At 65.9% G+C, this 20,808-nt stretch carries 15 protein-coding genes; 11 read left to right on the top strand and 4 right to left on the bottom strand.

The features are described 5' to 3' along the window. The first annotated feature begins 71 nt into the window (after positions 1-71). The gene (locus tag CVO77_RS01985) at positions 72-1,844 is read left to right on the top strand and encodes a cation:proton antiporter domain-containing protein (protein WP_105997654.1); all 1,773 of its coding nucleotides are present in this window, start codon (positions 72-74) and stop codon (positions 1,842-1,844) included. On the opposite strand, the gene CVO77_RS01990 is transcribed toward CVO77_RS01985, so the two are convergent. Next, positions 1,841-4,777, bottom strand: coding sequence for a M16 family metallopeptidase (locus tag CVO77_RS01990; protein ID WP_105997655.1), 2,937 nt, complete (start codon positions 4,775-4,777; stop codon positions 1,841-1,843). The two genes, CVO77_RS01985 and CVO77_RS01990, sit on opposite strands and share 4 nt — an antisense overlap. Positions 4,778-4,880: 103 nt before the next feature. Between CVO77_RS01990 and CVO77_RS01995 the strand changes: the two genes are divergently transcribed. The 8 genes from CVO77_RS01995 (at position 4,881) to CVO77_RS02030 (ending at position 13,164) form a co-directional block, all read left to right on the top strand. Then, positions 4,881-5,738, top strand: a complete 858-nt coding sequence (locus CVO77_RS01995) for a carbon-nitrogen hydrolase family protein (protein ID WP_105997656.1) — start codon at positions 4,881-4,883, stop codon at positions 5,736-5,738. A 395-nt stretch (positions 5,739-6,133) separates the two neighbouring features. Continuing rightward, positions 6,134-7,183, top strand: coding sequence for a substrate-binding domain-containing protein (locus tag CVO77_RS02000; RefSeq protein ID WP_105997657.1), 1,050 nt, complete (start codon positions 6,134-6,136; stop codon positions 7,181-7,183). Positions 7,184-7,374: 191 nt separating this feature from the next. Then, a complete protein-coding gene (gene pstC / locus CVO77_RS02005; RefSeq protein ID WP_106000573.1) occupies positions 7,375-8,751 on the top strand; it encodes a phosphate ABC transporter permease subunit PstC in 1,377 nt (458 codons plus the stop codon). Then, positions 8,744-10,000 carry a phosphate ABC transporter permease PstA gene (gene pstA, locus CVO77_RS02010; RefSeq protein ID WP_105997658.1) on the top strand — a complete coding sequence of 419 codons (1,257 nt, stop codon included), beginning with the start codon at positions 8,744-8,746 and terminating at the stop codon, positions 9,998-10,000. Before pstC ends, pstA begins: the two co-directional genes overlap by 8 nt. 53 nt (positions 10,001-10,053) lie before the next feature. Then, positions 10,054-10,800: a phosphate ABC transporter ATP-binding protein PstB gene (pstB, locus tag CVO77_RS02015; RefSeq protein WP_420822538.1), complete on the top strand. Its 747-nt coding sequence runs from the start codon at positions 10,054-10,056 to the stop codon at positions 10,798-10,800. Positions 10,801-10,916: 116 nt separating this feature from the next. Beyond that, on the top strand, positions 10,917-11,636 hold the full coding sequence (gene phoU / locus CVO77_RS02020) for a phosphate signaling complex protein PhoU (RefSeq protein ID WP_105997660.1): 720 nt from the start codon (positions 10,917-10,919) through the stop codon (positions 11,634-11,636). Next, positions 11,636-12,334, top strand: a complete 699-nt coding sequence (gene phoB / locus CVO77_RS02025; protein WP_105997661.1) for a phosphate regulon transcriptional regulator PhoB — start codon at positions 11,636-11,638, stop codon at positions 12,332-12,334. Before phoU ends, phoB begins: the two co-directional genes overlap by 1 nt. Positions 12,335-12,393: 59 nt before the next feature. Next, positions 12,394-13,164: a hypothetical protein gene (locus tag CVO77_RS02030; protein ID WP_105997662.1), complete on the top strand. Its 771-nt coding sequence runs from the start codon at positions 12,394-12,396 to the stop codon at positions 13,162-13,164. A gap of 324 nt (positions 13,165-13,488) precedes the next feature. Here CVO77_RS02030 and CVO77_RS02035 read toward each other — a convergent pair whose 3' ends face one another. Together CVO77_RS02035 and CVO77_RS02040 are read right to left on the bottom strand one after the other, a co-directional pair. Next, positions 13,489-13,662: a DUF1328 domain-containing protein gene (locus CVO77_RS02035; RefSeq protein WP_105997663.1), complete on the bottom strand. Its 174-nt coding sequence runs from the start codon at positions 13,660-13,662 to the stop codon at positions 13,489-13,491. A 131-nt stretch (positions 13,663-13,793) separates the two neighbouring features. Further along, complete coding sequence (locus tag CVO77_RS02040; protein ID WP_146130803.1) at positions 13,794-15,134, bottom strand: hypothetical protein; 1,341 nt, start codon at positions 15,132-15,134, stop codon at positions 13,794-13,796. A gap of 150 nt (positions 15,135-15,284) precedes the next feature. On the opposite strand from CVO77_RS02040, the gene CVO77_RS02045 reads away from it, so the two are divergent. Together CVO77_RS02045 and CVO77_RS02050 are read left to right on the top strand one after the other, a co-directional pair. After that, positions 15,285-17,999, top strand: a complete 2,715-nt coding sequence (locus tag CVO77_RS02045; RefSeq protein ID WP_158257970.1) for a protein kinase domain-containing protein — start codon at positions 15,285-15,287, stop codon at positions 17,997-17,999. A 105-nt stretch (positions 18,000-18,104) separates the two neighbouring features. Beyond that, positions 18,105-19,280, top strand: a complete 1,176-nt coding sequence (locus CVO77_RS02050; RefSeq protein WP_105997666.1) for an acyl-CoA dehydrogenase family protein — start codon at positions 18,105-18,107, stop codon at positions 19,278-19,280. A gap of 101 nt (positions 19,281-19,381) precedes the next feature. Here the strand turns inward: CVO77_RS02050 and CVO77_RS02055 are convergent, their stop codons facing one another. Continuing rightward, a complete protein-coding gene (locus tag CVO77_RS02055; RefSeq protein WP_105997667.1) occupies positions 19,382-20,626 on the bottom strand; it encodes an acyl-CoA dehydrogenase family protein in 1,245 nt (414 codons plus the stop codon). Positions 20,627-20,808 lie beyond the last annotated feature (182 nt).

Consider the following 20,808-nt stretch of genomic DNA (forward strand, 5'->3'; position numbering starts at 1 on the left):
CACCCCTCACGCAAGCATTTCGATTGACAAAGGCGGTAGCCAAGCCCCTCCCGCCTCCCTAAGACCGCCTCATGTCCATCGAAACGGAAGCATCCAGCCTCGGCAACGCTCTGGTCGTGCTGGGAGCGGCGGGGATCGTGATTCCCGCTTTTGCCCGGTTCCGCATCACGCCGGTGATCGGCTTCATCCTCGTCGGCCTGCTCGTCGGGCCGTCGGGGCTTGGCGCGCTCGCGGGCCAATATCCCTGGCTCAAGCATGTCACGATCCGGTCGGCCGAGGATATCGCGCTGTTCGGGGAATTCGGTATCATCCTGCTGCTCTTCTCGATCGGGCTCGAACTGTCGTTCCGCCGCCTGTGGCAATTGCGCAAGCTGGTCTTCGGCGCCGGCGCCGCCGAATTGCTGCTGAGCGGGGCAATTCTGGGCGGAGTCCTCTATATGATCGGGACGCTGTCGGGGCCCGCCGCGCTGGGTCTCGGCCTCGCGCTCGCCCTGTCATCGACCGCGCTGGTGCTGCCGATCGCCGGGACCAAGTCGGCGGTCGGCCAGGCCTCCTTCGCCATGCTGTTGTTCGAGGATCTGGCGATCGTGCCGATCATCTTCGTGCTCGGTGCCCTCGCGCCGAGCACCGGCGGCCACCATGCCGAACTGCTGCTGACGACGCTGTGGCAGGGCGCGCTCGTCGTCGCGGCGCTCGCCATCGGCGGCTGGTTCCTGCTGCCGCGCATCTTCGCCCAGGCGGCGCGCGCGAAAGACCCCGAACTGTTCCTGGCGGCGAGCCTGCTGGTCGTCATCGTCGCCGCGCTGGCGACCGCGGCGGTCGGCCTGTCGCCGATCGTCGGCGCGCTGCTCGCCGGGCTGATGATCGCCGAGACCGAATATCATGGCGAAGTCGAAGCGATCACCGCGCCGTTCAAGGGGCTAGCGCTCGGGGTCTTCCTGATCAGCGTCGGCATGGGGCTGAACCTCGCGACCATCGCGCGCAACTGGCCGGCGCTGGTCGTCGCGGTGGTCGGCGTCGTCGTGGTGAAGGCGGTCGTGACCGCGGCGCTGCTGCGCTTTTCGGGCTCGGCGCGGCGCAGCACCGCGGCCGAGGTCGGCCTGCTGATGTCGAGCCCGTCGGAAACGACGTTGATCGTGCTCGCTACCGCATTCCAGGCGCAGCTTATCAGCCGCGCCACCGCCGAATTCTGGCAACTCGTCACCGCGATCGGCCTGACGATCACACCGCTGCTGGCGCGCATCGGTCATGACGTCGCGCGGCGCATCGAGATGGGCAACAGCGACGTCGAGAATGAGGAGGAGACGCCGCCGCGACGCACCGTCATCGTCGGTTTCGGCCGCGTCGGGCGGATCGTCGCCGAATTGCTACGCGAGCATGACCGGCCTTATATCGCCGTCGATGCCGACATCGACACGGTGGCGGCGGCGCGGCGCGACGGCTTCATCGCGCGCTATATCGACGTCGGCCGGCCCGGAAGTCTGAGCAAGTTGGGGATCGAGAATGCCGACGCCGTCGTGCTGACGATGGATGATCCGGTCCAGCAATTGCGCATGACGCGGCGGCTGCGCGGAAAATATCCCGACCTGCCGATCATCTCGCGCGCGCGCGGCGCCGACCATGCCGCCGCGCTCTATCAGGCCGGGGCGACCGACGCGGTGCCCGAAACGCTCGAAAGCTCGCTGCAACTCGCCGAGGCGGTGCTGATCGACCTCGGCGTCGCGATGGGCCCGGTGATCGCGTCGATCCATGACATCCGCGCGAAGATGCGCCACGACATCATGACCAAGGGCCACCTTGAACGCGAACCGCGCATGCCCAAGCTGCGAACGCCGGAGCGTTAGCGCCCGCCCTGCGCCGCCGCCTTGTCGAGCGCCGCCGCGTCGGCGAGCGTCATTCCCTTTGGCAGGATCGCCACCGACCATTGGTGCGCGGGCACCAGATATTCCTGCGCGAGCCGCTGGATATCGGCCGGCGTGATCGAGGAAATATCGCGACCGATCGACAGCGCCGCCGCGGCGACGCGCGGATCACGGGTCGCACCTTCGAGCAGGAACATCCAATAGACGTTGCCGGTCGAAGCGCGCTCGACCTGCTCGCGGATCGGCCCGGCATTGCGCGCCAGCTCGTCGGCGCCGACCGGATGGACGACCAGATCGGCGGCGATGTCGCTGGCGATGCCATAGAAGCGGCCGACATCCTTCGGCGCCAACAGGCTGCCGACCACCAGATAACCGCCGCTGCCGTCGAACCCCGTCGGCCAATGGCTGTCGGCGACCGGGCCATAGCTTGCCCCCTGCTCGGCGCGGAGCCGGTCGAACAGGCGGTCGTTGAAGATCGCCGCCAATATCTCCAGCCCGTGCGCATCGCGCGGATTGCCCAGCCCGCCGCTCGTCGGCCAGGCGGTCATCGCCGCCGCCTGCCCCTGTTCGCCCTTGTGATAGGCGATCATCGGCGTTCTGTTATGTTTCGCGAACGCAACCTTTTGCCCGCTCGGCGGCGCCAATAGCGTGCGCGGGGGCAGGGCGCCCAGCGTGTCCGCCAATATCTGCCTGTAATCGACCGTCGACAGGTCGCCGAAAATCTGTACCTCGATCGGCCCGCTCGCCAGCCGCGGCTCCCAAAAGGCGCGGAAAGCGGCCGGGGTCAGCGCCGAGATTGCCGCCTTGTCGGGCGCCGACCAGCGCGCATCGTCGTCGGTCAGCCAGCCTTGCAGATTGCGGTCGAGCACCGCGTTCGGCGTCGCGTCGTTGAGGTCGTAACCGGTCAGATAGCCGACGCGGAGCCGCTCGACCGGCGCCGCGTCCCAGCGCGGCATCGCGAGCTTTGCCGCCATCAGCTTCATCTGGTCGGCCAGGTCGGCGGGCTTGCTTTCGGCCGACAGCTCGAACGCATCATCCTCGACCGAAAAATTCATCTGAATCTGGCGGCCATTGGTCAACTGGTCGATCTCATTCTGACCCCACGGCCCGATACCGCTCGCGACCAGCGCATAATCGCCGGTCCACAACAGGTTCGGCGCGTCGGCGGCGACGCTGCGATTACCGGTGCCGAAGCGAATTTTCACCCGCACCTTGCCGGGTTCGACCTGATTGTTCGACACCAGCGCGATCACGCCATTGGCGAATTCGACGCGTTCGGCGCGTAGCCCCGGGATCGGCGCGGTCGACACGATCGTCCCCGGCTTGCCGATCGCGGGCAATTGCTTGAAATCGACATTCGCGGCGGAGAGCCGGTCGCCCTGTATCTTCGGCGGAGCCGCCAGCGCCGCGATCAGCGCGCCGTCGCCGCCAGGAATCGCGGTCGGGGTCGTCAGCACGACGCGCGTCACCGGCGCGCTGAAGATCGCCTTGCTGATCGCCAGCATCGCCTGCGGCGTCGCCGAAGCCCGGATCGCCTTGAACATATCGACCTGCCCCTGCGGGCTGGCGACGGTTTCGCCGATGTCGACCGCGCGCACCATATCGTCGGCGAGCCGCGCGCCGGGCTCGTTGCGGGCATTGTCGAGTTCCTTGACCAGGAACGCCTGAATCTCGTTCGCTTCGCGGTCGATGTCGGCCTGCGAAGGCGGCGTCGTCACCGCATCGGCGATCACGCCGCGCACGTCGGCCAGCGCCGCCTTCCAATCGCTGAGCGGCACGATCTGCGCCATGGTGACGTCGGCGCTGCGGCTGACATATTGCTGCTCGACCGTCGCGACCAGAAAGCTGCCGCCCGCCCGCGCGCGGTTTTCGAGCCGCCGGTTGACCAGCGCCTGCGCGAGAAATTCGAGATAGAGTCGCCGTGTATTCTCGACCGTGTCGATCCGCTTTTTCCACGGCCGAATCATCGCGAGAGTCAGCGCGAGCGGCTGGTTGGCCTCGACGATCGCCTTGGCGACCGGCGCCTTGGGATCGGGCTTGCCGAAATCGGGCGGCGTCGGCGCCGGGCCGTCGCTGCGCCAGTCGCCATAATATTTGGCGATCAACCGCGCGAACTCGGCCGGGTCGCCATCGCCGGAGATGACGATCACGGCGCGATCGGGCCGATACCAGCGGTCGTGGAACGCCTGAACCGCGCCGGCGCGCGCCGCCGCGAGCGATGCCGTGGTGCCGATCGGCGAGCGGTCGCCGAGCAATTGCCCGGCAAAAAGATGCGCGGTGGTGAGATCGGCGATCCGCTTTTGCGGCCCGTCGGATTCGCGCAGCTCGGCCAGCACCACCCCGCGCTCGGCGGCCACCGCCGCCTCCGAAATCCGCGGCTCGCGCACCATGCCGGCCAGCAATTTCATGCTCTCATCCAGATTGGCGGGGGTCACGCTCGGCAGGTCGAGTTGATAGACCGTCTGCGTCGGCGTGGTCTGGGCATTGGAATCGCTACCGAATGTCACGCCGAACCGCTGCCAGATGCGCTTCGTTTCGCCGTCGGGAATATGCTCCGACCCGCGAAAGGTCAGATGTTCGAGCAGATGGGCAAAGCCGCGCTGCGCGTCGGTCTCGAACATCGAGCCGACGTCCATTCGAACGCGGATCGAAACCTGGCCTGGGGGGACGCCATTGTTGCGGACGGCATAGCGGACGCCATTGGGCAGGATGCCGAACTGCCACGCGGTATCGCGGGGAATGTCGCTGCCGGCATAAAGCCAGTCGGCCCCCAACCCGGCATCGACCGCCGTCGGTTGCGCGGGCGCAGGCTGCGCGGCGGCCGACGGCGCGAGCAGCATCGCGGCGGCGATGACGCTGGCCGGAAGGAAAGATCGCAGGAAAGAACGGGGCGTCGGCGGGGGAGAATAGAACATCGCGCCCTCTTATCCCCATCGAACCTTGCTGGCCACTGAACTTCGCCGCTCCGCCCTTCGCATCCGTCTTGTCGCGGGCGCGGCTTCGGCTTAGCCAGATGGAATGGAAACCAACCCCGCCCCGCTCGCCGCGCTCGTCCAGATGACGAGCGGCATCGACCCTGCCGTCAATCTGGCGACGATCGACCGCGCCCTGGCCGAAGCGGCGGCGGCGGGCGCGGCGATGGCGTTCCTTCCCGAAATGTCGCTGCTGCTCGACCGCGACCGCCAACGCTCGGCCGCGCATATCGTCCGCGAGGAGGACAGCCCCTGGCCCGCGGCGCTCCAGCAAATGGCGCAGCATCACGGCCTGTGGCTCCATAGCGGATCGATGCCGCTGCTGTCGGGCGACGGCACGCGGCGCGTCAACCGCGCCCATGTCATCGCCGCCGACGGCAGCATCCGCGCGCGCTATGACAAGATCCACATGTTCGACGTTACCCTTCCCTCGGGCGAGAATTGGACCGAGTCCACCGCCTATGCGGGAGGCAGCGCGATCGAAGTCGTCGAAACCCCGCTCGGCCGGCTCGGCCTTACCATCTGCTATGACCTGCGCTTTCCCGAATTGTATCGCGCGCTGGTCGATCGCGGCGCCGAACTGATCGCGGTGCCCGCCGCCTTCACCGTATCGACCGGCGAAGCGCATTGGCACCTCCTGCTCCGCGCGCGCGCGATCGAAACGGGATGCCATATCATCGCCGCCGCACAGCGCGGCGCGCACGCCGACGGGCGGGCAACCTACGGCCATAGTCTCGCGATCGATCCCTGGGGTGCAGTCCTGGCCGAAGCGGCGGCGCGCAACCCCGATGGCGATCGCGGCTACGACCTTGCCCTTGCCCCGATCGCCCCCGACGCCGCCACAAAGGCGCGCCAAGCCATCCCCCTCGCCCGATCGCGCGCGGTTCGCTCCGTCGGGCTTTAGCGCGCCGTGCGTTAAATCTGCATCACCTCAAGTCCGTTCGTGTCGAGCCCTTCGACTGCCTTGGCAGGCGCTCAGGATAAACTTCGGCCTTGGCCGAAGTCGAGACACCCATCGGCACAGCCCAAGGCCGATGGGTGTCTCGACTTCGCTCGACACGAACGGGAGGGTGAATCAGATATAAGGCTGGCGGCTCTAGCGCCGACCGACGTTGAGGAGATGGTGGAGCGAAAAGGCCGATCCTGGCAGCGGGGATGGAATCAGCGATGCGACCGCCCATGACACTTATATGACATCCCCTGTCACATACACGTCACACAAAACGCTCATTGGCGGCTCAGCGAGTCGCCGCGGGGGTGGTGACTTGGTTCGGTAACGACCCCCGACAGGATTTTCCCATGGCTTCGAAATTCGCCCTGATCGTCGGCGTCGCCACTTGCGCACTGGCGCTGTCCGCGTGCCAGGACCAGGCCTCCTCGGGCGGCGGCGCGCGTGCTTATATCAGCGCGGTCGGTTCCTCGACCGTCTATCCCTTTGCCACCGCGGTCGGCGAGAAATTTGCCGAAGCGACCGGCAACAAGACGCCGAAGATCGACAGCACCGGCACCGGCGGCGGCTTCGAACGTTTTTGCCAGGGCGTCGGCGGCGACACCCCCGACATCGCGAACGCCTCGCGCCGCATGAAGAAGAAAGAGTTCGACACCTGCGCCAAAAATGGCGTGACCGACATCGTCGAAATCCAGATCGGCATCGACGGCATCGCCCTTGGCGAGGCTTCGCGCGGCCCCGGCTTCAAGCTAACCGAGGAAGATGTCTATAAGGCGCTCGCCGCGAACCCCTATGGCAAGCCCAACTCCGCGAAGACGTGGAAGGACGTCAACCCGGCGCTGCCCGCGGTCGGCATCTCGGTCTTCGGCCCGCCGTCGACCAGCGGCACTTACGATGCGTTCAAGGAGCTGATCCTCGGCAAGGGCTGCGACGCCGATCCGGCGATGAAGGCGCTGAAGGACAGCGACAAGGACAGGCATGAGGCGGTATGCACCGGCCTGCGCGGCGCGCCCTTCTATGTCGAGCAGGGCGAGAATGATAACCTCATCATCTCAAAGCTCGACAAGAATCCCGACAGCCTCGGCATCTTCGGCTTTTCTTACCTCGACGCCAATAAGGACAAGATCAAGGCGGTGCCGGTGCAGGGCGTGTCGCCGACCTATGACACGATCGCCGGCGGCAGCTATCCGGGGTCGCGTCCGCTCTTCCTCTATGTGAAGAAGGCGCATGTCGGGGTGATCCCCGGTCTCGCCGACTATGTCGCCGAATTCCTGAAGGGCGCCGCGAAGGACGGCTATCTCGCCGCCAAGGGCCTGGTCATCTCGCCCCCCGACGTGTCGGCAAAGGCCGCCGCTGCGGCGAAGAGCATGACCCCGCTCGACGGCGCGGAATTGAAATAAATTTCTCCCCTTGGTGGCTGGAGCCGGGGGATCATATGCCCCCTCCCCGGCCGCCGATTTTTCGAATCGTCATTGCGAGGAGCGAAGCGACGAAGCAATCTCCAGCTATCGTCCGGCTGATCCGCTGGCTGGAGATTGCTTCGCTTCGCTCGCAATGACGGCGATGGATTTGTTTGACCGATGAGGACAGCGTGACCTTCAACGCCGCCGCCTTGCTCTTGCTCATCGCGGGCCTTGCCCTGATCGGCTGGCTTGCCGGCCGCGCGCGCTCGATGATGCTTGCGGGGGCGAGCGGGGCCAAGCTGCATTCGCGCCCGCAATATCATGGCTGGTATGTCGCGCTGTGGCTGTTCGCGCCCGCCGCGATCTTCCTCGCTGTGTGGGCGAGCGTCTCGCCCGCGCTGATCACCAATTCGGTGCTGGCCAGCGACGCCGCGCAGAACCTGCCCGCCTTCGGTTTCGAGCGCGGCGCGATCCTGTCCGACGCGCGCAGCGTCGCGCAAGGCGCGCAGGCCGCGGTGCGCCTGCCCGCCGCGGCACCGCTGGTCAAGCCCTATGCGGACGCGACCCAAAGCTACGCCTGGATCGGCATCGCCGCGATGCTGGCGCTCGCTCTGGCGGGCGGGCTTTATGCCTTCACGCGGATCAAGCCCGATTTCCGCGCGCGCACGCGGGTCGAGCGCATCGTCATGGCGATATTGCTGCTCGCGTCGCTCGTCGCGATCCTGACGACGTTCGGCATCGTGATGTCGCTCCTGTTCGAATCGATCCGCTTCTTCCGCCTCGTCCCCGCGACCGAGCTGCTCTTCGGCACCTATTGGAACCCGCAGAGCGGCGCGGCGCAGCCGGGCACCTTCGGCGGCATCCCGCTGTTCTGGGGCACGGTGCTGATCGGCGCGATCATCGCGATGATCGTCGCCATTCCCATCGGCATGATGACCGCGGTCTACCTCACCCAATATGCCGCGCCCACAGTGCGCAAATGGGTGAAGCCCTGCCTCGAGATTCTCGCGGGCGTGCCGACGGTCGTCTATGGCTATTTCGCCGCGCTGACCGTGGCGCCGGCGCTGCGCAATTTCGCGGTGATGCTCGGCATTCCCAACGCAAGCACCGAAAGCGCGCTCGCCGCGGGCATCGTGATGGGGGTGATGATCATCCCCTTCGTCTCGTCGATGGCCGACGACAGCATCAATGCGGTGCCGCAGGCGATGCGCGACGGGTCGCTGGCGCTCGGCGCGACGCCGAACGAGACGATCCGCGAGGTACTGATCCCCGCCGCGCTGCCCGGCGTGATGGGCGGCATTTTGCTCGCGGTCAGCCGCGCGATCGGCGAGACGATGATCGTCGTGATGGCGGCGGGCCTGTCGGCCAATATGACCGCCAACCCCTTTGCCAGCGTCACCACGGTGACGGCGCAGATCGTCAAGCTGCTTACCGGCGACCAGGAATTCGACAGCGCCAAGACGCTCGCCGCCTTCGCGCTCGGCCTCGTGCTGTTCATCGTGACCTTGCTGCTCAACATCGTCGCGCTGCGCATCGTCAAAAAGTATCGCGAAGCTTATGAATAGGCAGACTGCCCCCACCGACTGGAAAGGCGCCGCGATGCAGAAACGCATCGCGGGCCGCTACGCCGCCGAGCGCCGCTTCAAGGCCATCGGGCTGGGCGCGGTGCTGCTCTCGGGCGCGTTCCTGGCCTTCCTGCTGTTCGTGATGGTCGGCAATGGCCTGCGCGGCTTTACCTACACCAATGTCGAAGTGCCGATCGATTTCGCGGCGATGCCGCTGACGGTCGACGCCTCGCGGCTCGGCGATGCCGACGCCGATCGGGCGATCGCGAACGCGGGACTGGCCGACATCGTCGCCTTCGCCGCCGACGAAGCGCTGGGCGCCGACGGGTCGAAGCTGATCAGCGAAAATGCGTGGAAGGAAGTGCGGACCGCGATCAAGGATGATCCAGCGCTGCTGAAGGACAAGACCGTCTTTCACCTGCCCGCCGCCTCCGAAGTCGACATCGCCGCCAAGCAAGGCGCGAAAGGCGCGCTCGGCGCGAGGGTCGATGCGCTCGAAACGGACGGCAAGCTGTCGACCGGCATCCACTGGTCCTTCTTCAAGAACGCCGACGCGACCGATCCCGCGGTCGCCGGCATCTGGGGCGCGCTCAAGGGGTCGGTGCTGACGATCTTCATCGCCTTCCTGATCGCCTTTCCGACCGGCGTGCTCGCGGCGCTCTATCTGGAGGAATATGCGCCGAAGAACCGCTGGACCGACCTGATCGAGGTGTCGATCAACAATCTGGCCGCGGTGCCGTCGATCATCTTCGGCCTGCTTGCGCTCGCGGTGTTCATCAACTGGTTCGGTCTTTGCCAGGCGAGCGCGCTCGTCGGCGGGCTGACGCTGGCGCTGATGACGATGCCGGTGATCGTCATCGCCAGCCGCAACGCGATCAAGGCGGTGCCGCCGTCGATCCGCGACGCGGCTTTGGGCGTCGGCGCCAGCCCGGTGCAAGTGGTGTTCCACCACGTCCTGCCGCTCGCGCTGCCCGGCATATTGACCGGCACGATTATCGGCATGGCGCGTGCGCTGGGCGAGACCGCGCCCTTGCTGTTGATCGGGATGCGCGCCTTCATCGGCGACGTGCCGGGCGGCGTTTGTTCGCCCTCGACCGTGCTGCCGATGCAGATCTTCCTGTGGTCGGACGAGGTCGATCGCGGCTTCGTCGAAAAGACCTCCGCGGCGATCATCGTACTGCTCATCGTCCTGCTGTCGATGAACGCGCTCGCCATCTATTTCCGCAACAAGTTCGAAAAACGCTGGTGATCATGACCCCCCTGACCACAACCCACGACGATCTCACACTCGCCGACCCCAAGATGAAGGCCGAAGGCGTCGACGTCTTCTATGGCGAGAAGCAGGCGATCAACGACGTGTCGATCGACGTCGGCACCGATCTGGTCACCGCCTTCATCGGCCCCTCGGGCTGCGGCAAGTCGACCTTCCTGCGCTCGCTCAACCGGATGAACGATACGGTCGCGAGCGCGAGGGTGACCGGCCGCATCACGCTCGACGGCGAGGATATCTACGCGCCGTCGATGGACGTCGTCCAACTCCGTGCGCGCGTCGGCATGGTGTTTCAGAAGCCGAACCCCTTCCCCAAGTCGATCTACGACAATGTCGGCTATGGCCCGCGCATCCACGGGCTTGCGGCGAACAAGGCCGACCTCGACGCCATCGTCGAGCGCGCGCTCGTCCGCGCCGGCCTGTGGGACGAGGTCAAGGACCGGCTCGCCGAAAGCGGCACCGCACTGTCGGGCGGCCAGCAGCAGCGGCTGTGCATCGCGCGCGCGATCGCGGTCGACCCCGAAGTCATCCTGATGGACGAGCCCTGCTCGGCGCTCGACCCGATCGCGACCGCGAAGATCGAGGAACTGATCCACGAACTACGCGGTAAATATGCGATCGTGATCGTCACCCACAATATGCAGCAGGCGGCCCGCGTGTCGCAGCGCACCGCCTTTTTCCACCTCGGAACGCTGGTCGAATATGGCAAGACCACCGACATCTTCACCAATCCGCGGCAGGACCGCACCAAGGATTATATCACCGGGCGTTATGGGTGATCATCCTCCCTTCTCCGTTCGCGTCGAGCGAAGTCGAGACGCCCCTCGGTCCTGCACGGCGTCTCGACTTCGCTCGACGCGAACGGGGTAGGAATGGACTTTAAAGGACAACAGTGATGGCAGTAGTCAACGATCATACCGTCAAGGCTTTCGACGAAGACCTCAACCGCCTGCGCGGGCTGATCAGCGAGATGGGGGGGCGCGCCGAGCAGGCGTTGCTCCAGGCGATGGCCGCGCTCGGCAACGGCGACCTCGCGCTGGCGGCGCAGGTCGTCGAGGGTGACAAGAAGATCGACGCGCTCGAAACCGAGGTCGAGCAGCTCGCGGTGCAGACGATCGCGCTGCGCGCGCCGATGGCCGATGACCTGCGCGAAATGATCGCGGCGCTCAAGATCGTCTCGGTCGTCGAGCGTATCGGCGACTATGCGAAAAATATCGCCAAGCGCGTCGCGCTGATGGATCAGACACGCTCGATCGAGGCGATCCCGGTGCTGACGTCGATGTCGTCGCTCGTCGCCGAACTGATCCACGACGCACTCGACAGCTTCGCCGCGCGCGATACCGACCTTGCGGTGCGGGTCACCGTCCGCGACAAGAATGTCGACGATTTCTACAACAGCATCTTTCGCACTCTCGTGACCTTCATGATGGAAAATCCCAAGCACATCACCGAAAGCGCGCATCTGCTGTTCGTCGCCAAGAATCTCGAGCGCATGGGCGACCATGCGACCAACATCGCCGAGATGGTCTATTATGTCGTGACCGGCGAGCGGATGGAGGAACGCGAGCGCGGCGAACAGCCGGAAGATGGCGCCGCGGAGCAGGAGCCGCGCTGATGCCGCAACCCGACCTGCTGCTGATCGAGGATGACGAGGCGATCGCCGAACTGATCGTCTGGCATTTCGCACGCGAAGGCTTTTCGGTCCGCCAGACGCCCGACGGCGAACAGGCGTTGATCCTCGTCGAGGAACGTGTGCCCGACATCGTCCTGCTCGACTGGATGATCGAGAGCCTGCCCGGCATCGAGGTGTGCCGCCGCCTGCGCCGCAATCCCAAGTCGGCTAACGTCCCGATCATCATGCTCACCGCGCGCGGCGAGGAGGAGGACCGCATCCGCGGCTTGGAGACCGGCGCCGACGATTATGTGACCAAGCCGTTCAGCCCGCGCGAACTCGTCGCGCGCGTCTCGGCGGTCCTCCGCCGCCTGCGCCCCGCGCTCGCCGGCGAGTTGCTCGCCTATGCCGACATCGAGCTCGATTCGGTCGCACACAAGGTCGTCCGCAACGGCCAGATCGTCGCGATGGGGCCGACCGAATTCCGCCTGCTGCGCCATTTCATGGAGCATCCGGGCCGCGTCTTTTCGCGCGGGCAATTGCTCGACAGCGTCTGGGGCCAGGACAGCGACATCGAACTGCGCACCGTCGACGTCCATATCCGCCGCCTGCGCAAGGCCATCAACCTGCCCGGCACCGTCGATATCATCCGCACCGTCCGCTCGGCGGGCTATGCGCTCGACGCAGGCAAGAGCCTCTAGGCGGGCGCCGATATCCCGATGCGGGGGAACCGCGTAAATCGCGCGCGCGTTAGGGCGTCATGAAAAAGCGAAACCGGATTTGCGCGACCCTGCTGTCGCCCTTGATGCTGCTGCTCGCAGCCTGCAATGGCACGAGCGACGAGCAGGCGGCGCCATCCGAACCGCCAGGCACCGGCGCGACACTTCCGAAAACTGAAGCCCCGGCATCCAGTGCGCCGGCCGCGACGGCGACCGCGGGCGCCGACATCGCGCCCGCTGGACCGCGATCCTGCGCGGCCGAGATCGGCCAGCAGGCGGCCGACCGCCGCGCCGCGATATGCCGCACCGTCTCGCCCGCGACGCACCCGCCCTGCAATGCCGCCAATAGCTGCGCGATGATCGAGAATGAGATTGCACGAAGCTGCGCGCTGCTCGGCAAGAGCGGCGCCCTGCCCTCGGCCTGCCGACCCGACCCCGACAGCAAGGCGGCGGCAATCGATGTCGTGAAGCTTTACTATTCGGCGCTCGATGCCGGGGATTATGACACCGCATGGCTGCAATGGGGCGAAGCAGGGCCTCCGAAGCAGACCCCGGAACAGTTCCGCGCCGGCTTTGCGCACACCCGATCGACGCGCGTGACCATCGGCACGCCGGGAGATGCCGAGGGTGCCGCCGGTTCGATCTATCTGACGCTTCCCGTCGCGGTCGATGCGACGCTCGATTCAGGGACGGCCCAGCGCTTCGGCGGCGAATATGTCCTGCGCCGCGTCAATAATGTCGACGGAGCGAGCGCCGACCAGCTTCGCTGGCACATCACCTCCGCCAAGCTCCGTCCCCTGCCCGCACGCTGATCTTGAATAACAAAGCCGCGTGTTCCCGCGAAGGCGGGAACCCATCTCCCGCCGGAACCATTTTAACCGGCCGGAGATGAGTCCGCGCCTTCCCAGCGACACACCTGCGCTTCGCCCAGTTGAGCAAAATGAAAGGCGATTATGGCGCTTGCAAACACACCCTCGCCACCCTCGTCATGCTGAACCCTTCGACAGGCTCAGGGTGACGGAGAATGAATGAGATCGGCCGACAGCCGATGTGTTTGCAAACGACATAATCGCCAAATGAAAAGCCCGGCCGCTCAACAAGCGACCGGGCCGATCAATACGCCTTGGGGCGCCCCGTCAGGGCAACGTGGTCCGGCCGCCGCGCCCGAACAGAAACGCGACCACGAACAGCACCACGCCGATCACCAACAGAATTTTCGCGAATTCAGCCGAAATGCCCGCGATGCCGCCGAAGCCGAGCAGCGCGGCAATGAGCGCCACAACTGCGAAAATGATGGCCCATCTGAACATGCCTATTCTCCCTATTTGGCGCGCGACCTCATCCTCGCCCGCGCGTCGGGCGAAAGGATCATCACATCATCCTGTTTAGATGATCGAGAAACGCGCGCCGGTGCCGGAAGTTCCGGTGTCCCGGCAGCCGGTCAGCGCATCCGCCACTTCGCGCCGAGTTGCTCCGCGGGGCACCAGCGCATCGGCGGACCGGTGTCCTGAATGGTGAGCTGGATACGTGTCGGCGACAGGATCTTCATCTCCATCGACCAATCGGGAAGGAAAAAGGTGCCGCGCGATTTTTCGACCTTGCCGAGCGGCCCGACGAAATTCTCCTCAAGACTGCCCGGCGCGCCGCCACCGCGCATCAGGCCGAGCCGCTTGCCATCATAATAGAGCGCCTCGAATTCGGGGCTCGCGCAGAACTCGCTCTCGTTCACATAATAGCCCGCGACGATGCCGAGCGGTGCGACCGGCGTTTGCCCTGCGGCCTGCGCGCCCGACGCCGCCCCCGCGGCCAAGGCGCATTGCGGAACGAGCGAGCGGATCGCAGCAGTCGAGCCGCCGAGCGATACATAGCTCAAATCCTTCCATTCCTTGCCACCGTCGCTGCTCGCGATCAGCGACAGGTCAGTGTCGCGGCCGCTGAGCAGGCTTTCGACGACCGGATCGATCGTCCCGCTGAAATCATTCTTCCCCGGTTCCTGCACAAGCGTCTGCGTCCCTTCGCGATCCTCCATCGAACTTCGAAACGAGAGCAGCAGCGGCTGCCCGGGGGCGGGCAGCGGGACACCGGCTTTCGGCACCGCCGTCATATAGAGGCCGCCGCCGGGCTGACAGCGGATACCAATCGCCGCGAACTCGGGGTGGCCGGTCACGGCCGCAATGGCGCCCGATCCCGTCCCTGCGAACTGCCAGCGTGCCGTATGCTGCGGCGGAGGCGCGGCATCCGCGTCCTCGATCGGGCCATCGCCGCCCTTCATCTTCGACGGATCGACGTTGCGCTGCATGCCGGTCTGCACCCATTTCCGGCCATTCCAGACAAGGGTTTGTCCGCAAACTTCCGCGCCATATCCGCCGCAGACGCTGCCGTGGGTCAGCAGCATCAACCCCTTGCGCTTCGCATCGACGGATATGACGTCCCAGCCGCGGACATTGTCATTGTATATCTCGCGCAGGCCGTTCTTGGTCGATCCCAGAATGCCGATCACGCAGCCCGCGGTCCCGCACCACGCCGAATAGCCCGACGTCGTGCAGCGGGTCGCGGCATATTCGATCACCCAGTCAGGCTTGCCGTCGTTCGTCACCTCGACCTGGGTCGCGAAGCCCGCGCGGTCGGGCACGAACTTGCCGCCCTCGGCACGGCAATCCTGCTTGAGCTGGTCATAGACCGCCTGCACTTCGCGCGGCCAGGGCTTCGGCGCGGTCTGGGCATGGACGGTGGCCTGCGTCGAGCAGGCGACAAGCGACATCAGGACAAAGGCAAAGCGCATATCATGACCTCCCAAACCATGCCCGGCGATCGAAGCTCCCTTCGATTTTGGCATTTTCCTCGGCACGAGGACTAATTTCTTTGGCGCTGCAAAGTCTTGATGCCATTCTCAAGAATTTCTAAAGCCGATGATGCAGAGGGGGCGGAAAGCATGTCGGGAACCCATTCGTCACGGCGACGCAGGCGAATCTGGCGCTTTGCCGGGGCCGAATTCGACGAAGCGAGCTGGACGCTGCGCGTCGCCGGCGCGCCCGTCGCGCTCGAAGGAAAGCCGCTTGAGCTTCTCCACGAACTGCTGCTGCGCGCGGGTGAGGTCGTCACCAAGGATGAAATCCTCGACGCGGTCTGGCCCGGCGTGACCGTCGTCGAAGGGTCGCTCGCCACCGCCATCTCGAAATTGCGCAAGGCGCTCGGCGAGACCGGCAACGGCATTATCGCCACCGTGCCGCGCGTCGGCTATCGCCTGACCGCGCCGGTCGAGGTCGAGAGCATCGACACGCCGCTCGCGCCGCGTTTCGCCTTCACCGCCGGGGACAGCGTTCCGGGGCGTAAGGCATGGCAGCTCGACCGGCCGCTGGGCGATACCGGCGCCGAGGATGTCTGGCTGGCGCGGCAGGCCAAGACCGGCGAGCAGCGCGTCTTCAAATTCGCCGACGCCCCCGATCGCCTTCGCGCCCTGAAGCGCGAGGCCGCGTTGTCCCGCCTGGTGTCCGCCGGGCTCGGAAAGACATCGCCGCTTCCCGCGCTGCACGAATGGAATTTCGACGCCGCGCCCTTCTTCCTCGAATATGCCTGGGGCGGGCGCGATCTGCTCGCCTGGGCCGAGGGCGGCCTGTCCGCAATCCCGCTTGGCGAGCGGCTCGCGGTAGCGGCGATGGCGGCGCGCGCGGTCGCGGGCATCCACAGCGTCGGCGTCCTCCACAAGGATCTGAAGCCCGCCAACATGCTGATCGACGACGGCGAGAGCGGCCGGGTGCTGCGCCTCGTCGACTTCGGCAGCGGGCGGTTGATCGACGATGCGCTGCTCGCCAGCTTTCAGATCACCAATCCGGGTTCGCTCGATACCGATCTCGGCAAGGATGAGCCGCGATCGGGCACCCTCGCCTATCGCGCGCCCGAATTGACCGGCGACGCGATGCCGACGGTGAAGAGCGATATCTATGCGCTCGGGCTGATCCTCTATCAGCTCGTCGTCGGCGACTTCACCGCGGCGCTCGCGCCGGGCTGGGAAGCGCGGGTCGCCGATCCGCTGCTACAGAGCGACATCGCGCGCGCCGCCGCGCTCGCGCCGGGCGACCGCCTGGACAGCGCCGCCGACCTCGCCGAACGGATCGAGCAGCTCGACACCCGCCGTGCCGACGCCGCGCGCGCCGCCGAACGCGCCGCCTGGCTCGCCGAGCAAAAGCGGATCGAGGAACGCCGCGCCGCCCGCCGCCCGTGGGTCCGCGCTGCCTTCGCCAGCCTGACCGCCGGCCTGCTCGCGGCCTCCGCGCTCGCCCTCTATGCGTGGCACCAGCGCAACGCCGCGCTCGCCGCGCGCGAGCTTGCCGAGACCAGCTATGCCTTCATCGCCGAGGATGTGCTCGGCAGCCCCGACCCCGCGAAATCGAGCGCCGACGAAACCGTCGTCGACGCGATCAAGCGCGCGAGCGGACAGATCGACCAGCGCTTTGCGGGAAAGCCGGGGATCGCCGCGCGGCTGCACCTCGCCATCGCGCGCGCCTTTCACCAGCGCTCCGACCCCGACACCGCGCGCGGCGAATATGCGCGCGCCGACGCGCTGTTTACGAAAGCGAGCGAAGCGCAGAGCGACGACGCCATCATCGGCCGCCTCGACCGCGTCAATATGGAAGCGACCTCGGGCCAGCCCGACCGGCTGGAGGAGGCGGGACGCCTGCTCGAAAAGGAACGCGCGCGGCTCGGCAAGCGCGGCGAGACCGGCCGCATGGGCTTCGCTTTCGCGCGTGCCGAAGGCTCCTATGATTATTTCGCCGACATCGAGCAGGCCGAGCGCGCCTTTCGCCGCGCGGTGGCGATCGGCACCGCGAGCGCGAGCGAGGTTCCGCCAGGGCAACTCCTCAAGGCGCGCTCGTCGCTCGCGCTGACGCTGATGCGCCTCGGCCAGGCCGACAAGGCCGAACCGATCGCGCGGGCGATCATCGCCGATTCGACGCGCATCCGCGGCGCCGATCACCCCGACACGCTCGTCACCCGCCAGCACTGGCTCACCAGCCTGTCGATGACGGGGCGCTATGAAGAGGCGCTGAAGGGCAGCACGCCGCTGCTCGCCGCGATGAACAAGCGCTTCGGTCCCGACCATCGCTTTACCCTTGGGCTCCATTCGACCCGCTTCGAAAGCTTCGCTGCGCTTGGCCGCTATGCCGAGGCGGCCGCGGAAGCCGAACGGGTCTGGAAGGGCGCCGCCGCGCAGGCCGGACCGCATTCGCACCAGGCGCTGGTCGGGCAGATCGACTACGCTTCCGCGCTCTGCCAGACGTCCCAGCGGGCGAAGGCGCTCGGCATCGCGCGCGACGCGCTCGTCGCCAGCCGCGCGGGGCTCGGCGCCGATTATCCGCTCACCCACGCAATCCGCTATTTCACCGCCGAATGCCTGATCGCCAATCGGCGCTTCGCCGAAGCCGGTCAGATGCTGAGCGGCGTCGACCGCGAAAAGGTCACGCAGCTGATCGGCAATCCCGACCTCGATGCCACCGTCGACGTCGCGCTGGCCGAAATTGCGATCGGCAACCACGACAAGGCCGCGGCGCGGCGGCTGCTCGACAAGGTCCGACCCGCACTAGAGAAGACGAAGGACGAGATATTGCGCGCACGCGCTCAAAAGCTCGATCAATCGCTCGCGTCTTGAGGGTCTCTCGCCGCTCCCGTCATATTTGACCGGCGCTTTGCCGATTGCAGCCTGCCGCAGCACCGTTATGGGCATGGGCTCCATTCCCAGCGAGGAAACACCGCAATGCCCGAGCCCTCCCATCCCGAGATCCGTGAATCGGTCCGCCGCCTCTGCGCCGATTTTCCCGGCTCCTATTGGCAGGCGCTCGACCGCGACCGCATCTATCCGACCGAGTTTGTCCGCACGCTGACCAGCTCGGGCTTCCTCTCGGTCCTCGTCCCCGAAGAGTATGGCGGGGCCGGGCTCGGCCTGTCGGCGGCAACCGCGATCCTCGAGGAGATTCACCGCTCGGGCTGCAACGGCGGCGCGTGCCACGCACAGATGTACACGATGGGCACGATCCTGAAGCATGGGTCGCCCGAGCAGAAGCAGCGCTATCTGCCCGGCATCGCCAGCGGCGAACTGCGCCTCCAGGCCTTTGGCGTCACCGAGCCAACGAGCGGAACCGACACGACGCGGATCAAGACCTTCGCGCGCCGCGCGCCTGCCCTCGCGAAGGCGGGGGGCGACGATTATGTCGTCAATGGACAGAAAATCTGGATCAGTCGCGCCGAACATAGCGACCTGATGGTCCTGCTCGTCCGCACCACCCCGCGCGACCAGGTCGCCAAATCATCCGACGGCATGAGCGTCCTGCTCGTCGACATGCGCGAGGCGGCGGGCAACGGCCTGACCATCCGGCCGGTGCGCACGATGCTCAACCATGCGACGACCGAGCTGTTCTTCGACGATTTACGCGTCCCCGCCGCGAACCTGATCGGCGAGGAAGGCAAGGGTTTCAAATATATCCTCGACGGCATGAACGCCGAACGCATCCTGATTGCGAGCGAATGTATCGGCGACGGACGCTTCTTCATCGATCGCGCCAGCGCCTATGCTTCGGGACGCGAAGTGTTCGGGCGGCCGATCGGCGAAAATCAAGGCATTCAGTTCCCGATCGCCCGCGCGCATGTCCAGCTATCGGCGGCGGCGGCGATGGTCGATCAGGCGGCGGCGCTGTTCGAGGCGGGCGAGCCGTGCGGCACCGAAGCCAATATGGCGAAAATGCTCGCGTCGGAAGCGAGTTGGTATGCCGCCGATATGTGCATCCAGACCCACGGTGGCTTCGGCTTCGCCGAGGAATATGACATCGAACGCAAGTTCCGCGAGACGCGGCTCTATCAGGTCGCGCCGATCAGCACGAACCTGATATTGAGCCATGTCGCGACGCATGTGCTGAAGCTGCCGAAGAGTTTCTGACAACGCTGCTCCCCCGCGAAGGCGGGGGTCCATCTCCTGCCTGTGCCATCTTGAACGGCAGGAGATGGGTCCCCGCCTTCGCGGGACACGGTGTTCTTAAACTAATGCCGCCCCAATTCGTCGCGGCCGACGACCATATAATGCACCTCGTCGGGACCGTCGGCGAAGCGCAGGTGACGCACGTCGGCATAAAGATCCGCCAGCGGAGTCCAGTGCGAGATGCCCGTCGCGCCGTGAATCTGGATCGCCTGGTCGATGATCTGGCAGACGCGCTCGGGCACCATCGCCTTCGCCATGCTGACCCAGACGCGCGCTTGGCGATTGCCGAGCAGGTCCATTGCCTTCGCCGCCTTGAGCACGATCAGCCGCAGCGCCTCGATGTCGCAGCGCGCCCGCGCGATCACTTCCAGATTCTTGCCGAGCTGCGACAGCGGCCGCCCGAAGGCGGTACGCGAATTGCCGCGCTTGACCATCAGGTCGAGCGCAAGTTCGGCCTTGCCGATCGTCCGCATGCAGTGATGAATGCGCCCCGGCCCGAGGCGCAGCTGCGAAATCTCGAAGCCGCGTCCCTCGCCGAGCAGGATATTTTCCTTGGGCACCCGCACATTGTCGAAACGCATGTGCATATGACCCTGCGGCGCATGGTCGGCGCCGAACACCCGCATCGGCCCCAGCACCTCGACGCCGGGCGTGTCCATCGGCACCAATATCTGCGAATGCTGGCTCTTGCGTGCGGCTTTGGGGTTGGTCTTGAGCATGCAGATCAATATCTTGCAGCGCGGGTCGCCCGCGCCGCTAATGAAATATTTCTCGCCGTTGATGACCCATTCGTCGCCGTCAAGCACCGCGCTGGTTTCCAGATTGCTCGCGTCCGACGAGGCGACGCCGGGTTCAGTCATCACATAGGCCGAGCGGATTTCGCCGTTCAGCAGCGGCTTTAGCCATTGCTCCTTCTGCGCAGGCGTGCCGACCATTTCGAGCACTTCCATATTGCCGGTATCGGGCGCCGAGCAATTGAGCGATTCCGACGCGAGCGGCGATTTGCCCAGTTCGGCGGCAATATAGGCGTAATCGAGGTTGCTGAGCGGCGTCCCGGTGTCGCCGTGCGGCAGGAAGAAATTCCACAGGCCCGCGGCCTTCGCCTTGTTCTTCGCGCCTTCGAGCAGGTCGAGCTGCCCCGGCGCCCAGCTCCAGCGATCGGCGCGGCCTTCGCCGAGCCGAAAGAATTCCTCGGTGATCGGATCGACATTCTCGGCGATATGGCGCTTCACCGCGTCGAAGAGCGGCTGCGCAGCCTTCGACATGCGCAGGTCGTTGAGTTCGGCTTCGAGTTCGATCTCGGTCATAGGAGGTCTCCGCTGTGATTTGCGGCGACGCTAGCGACAATCATCCATCAATAGAAATGATAGGTTTGAATAAGCAATATTCGTTCTAATAATATCTTTCCATCATCCCGGCGAAGGCCGGGATCTCATCGGGGTGTTGCAAAGCAAGGGCGAGATCCCGGCCTTCGCCGGGATGACGATGT

The organism is Sphingopyxis lindanitolerans (assembly GCF_002993885.1).
Taxonomy (GTDB): Bacteria; Pseudomonadota; Alphaproteobacteria; order Sphingomonadales; family Sphingomonadaceae; genus Sphingopyxis; species Sphingopyxis lindanitolerans.